General features: G+C 38.7%; 3 protein-coding genes. 1 reads left to right on the top strand and 2 read right to left on the bottom strand.

Going from position 1 to position 2,046, the window contains the following annotated elements; translation table 11 throughout:
* Positions 1 to 102 precede the first annotated feature (102 nt).
* Positions 103 to 1,254 (bottom strand): DNA primase family protein, encoded by a 1,152-nt coding sequence (locus tag KDK67_RS13955; RefSeq protein WP_250869454.1) that lies wholly within the window; start codon positions 1,252 to 1,254, stop codon positions 103 to 105.
* A complete protein-coding gene (locus KDK67_RS13950) occupies positions 1,251 to 1,409 on the bottom strand; it encodes a hypothetical protein (RefSeq protein ID WP_250869453.1) in 159 nt (52 codons plus the stop codon). Before KDK67_RS13950 ends, KDK67_RS13955 begins: the two co-directional genes overlap by 4 nt.
* Positions 1,410 to 1,937: 528 nt before the next feature.
* On the opposite strand from KDK67_RS13950, the gene KDK67_RS13945 reads away from it, so the two are divergent.
* On the top strand, positions 1,938 to 2,046 hold a 109-nt coding region (locus KDK67_RS13945), incomplete at its 3' end, for a transposase-like zinc-binding domain-containing protein (RefSeq protein ID WP_420846926.1).

The following is a 2,046-nucleotide window of genomic DNA, read 5'->3' as shown; positions in this document are numbered from 1 at the left end:
TTCTCTAATTTTATCTGCTTGTCTAACTCTTCAACGGTCATATGCCGTTCAATAAAGATCCCCTCAGGTCTAACCATGGAACAGTCTATATAACGAATTAGTCTAATAATTTGGGGTTTTAACTATAGTTGTAGCAGACTCAGAAAATACCACACACTCATCAGCAAATGCAGCAATATGGTCAGAATTGATTCTGTACATCTGCATGACCTGCTCCAGAGATAGATCATAGCTGTATTCACCGATCTCAAGCAGCCTCTTTAATGCAGGTATCACAAGATTTAGAAGACCCGAAAGCTCATCCTCTGTAGTTATTTTGGCGAGGATATCACCATCACAGTTGTCTCCAACAAACTGGTTTGGGAATGCTAGAAAAATCCATCTCCTGAAATACGCAAAATCATTCCCCGGCACAGGTGGTAGATCATTTGCACTGAAGATCATTCTGGCCGTGTTCTTGAATTTGAACGGATGCTCGAACTTCCGCTGTGCTCTAATCCACCCATCGTTACCCGTTAACATCTTGAAAGAACTGTGCTCGTATAGAGCAGATGATGCAAGGTCTGGGAAGATGTTCGCATGCTTACCATATAGCTCTGCAAGAGAATAAGGATCCTTTTCAAGCATGTGAAGTGATTCACAACTCGTGTTTTGATCTCCCAGGAACTCACCGAACATGGAGAGCAATACAGACTTACCGTTTGCACCTTTCCCGAGTAACATCACAGACTTCTCAATCCTCGTGTCAGGTATCAGGCAGTATCCAATAAACTCGTACATAACCGCTACATCTTCCGGACGCAGTACATCTTCCATGAATTGCTCGATCTTAGGACACACAGCTTCAGGGTCATACGTCACGGGAATCTGGACGATGGAGATATTGCTAGGATTGTGTTCCTCGAGTTTATCAGTTTCAAGGTTATAGACCCCGTTAAGAAGATTAATACGCTTGGTATCATGATTAATCTGTGATCGTGGAATCAATGTTTCCACCTTTATGTAGTTGACAACCTCTGAAATACGATGTTTTGCAGATGCATCTCCTAAAACGTTCTGGACGTTCTTGGCGATGACATCTTCACCATCCGGAACATAGACACCGTTACGGTAGTAGAAGATTTTCTTTGTATCCTTAAATGTGATGAACCTGTCCAAGTCCATTATCTGTTCTGCAAGTTTCTTTATCTGTAGCTTTCCACGTTTAGAAAAGAACGATTTCTCATTACCAAGGCATGGCATAATATTTTTCATACTGTCCACACCTCTTTATTTGTAGCACTTTTAAGCATAACAGCAAATCCTCTTTTGATTGGATCTCTGTGATTCTTCCAGTGTTCGACAACATCTCCGTATTTGTTCATGAAGTCATCTGCAAAATCTTTATCAAAAATAGAGTTATTATCCATGTTGCATAATCTCCGTAGATTGTGTGGTATTGCGGTCGGTCGAATCTTGTCGGATAATACCGGCTGCAATTACAATTTCTTTGTTTTTGTTTACCTCAATTTTTACTGTTTTCAAGTTGTTACCAACTGATCGTATCCAACTTATGGGAATTGCTACCATGTAGGAACCGCCAATTTTGTTAATTTTCCTTTCTCCAAAGTTTAACATATTTTAAACCTCAGATACTGATATGCGTTTAACTATTTAAAAAAATTTATCGCACAATCTGTTTGTTAGTGCGATATATCGTAACAATTCCTTAGCCTTACGATAATTAAATATTTTCATCAGTTCGATATATCTATATGCTAATACTAATATCTATTATAACATGTCATCCGAACAACTCGGTATTATAATTTTAAAATGCTTGGTTCAGTCACCAAAAACAACCCGAGAGGTACTTGAAGATTTGGGTTATGACAAAAAAAAATTTAGGTATTGGTATTTAAGTAGAGTTTTTATGTTATTAGGACCTATATTTATGCATGAACTGTCCCAGGTGCAAGAGCTCCAATCATAAAAAGAACGGTAAAATCGATGGACGTCAACGCTACAAATGCCATGATTGTGGGTATAACTATTCAGTGGAGATTA

Origin of the sequence: Methanococcoides seepicolus (genome assembly GCF_023684405.1) — an archaeon.
In the GTDB taxonomy this organism is placed as follows: Archaea; Halobacteriota; Methanosarcinia; order Methanosarcinales; family Methanosarcinaceae; genus Methanococcoides; species Methanococcoides seepicolus.
The sequence above is the reverse complement of the archived record's forward strand: the minus strand, read 5'-3'. Positions and strand labels throughout refer to the sequence as shown.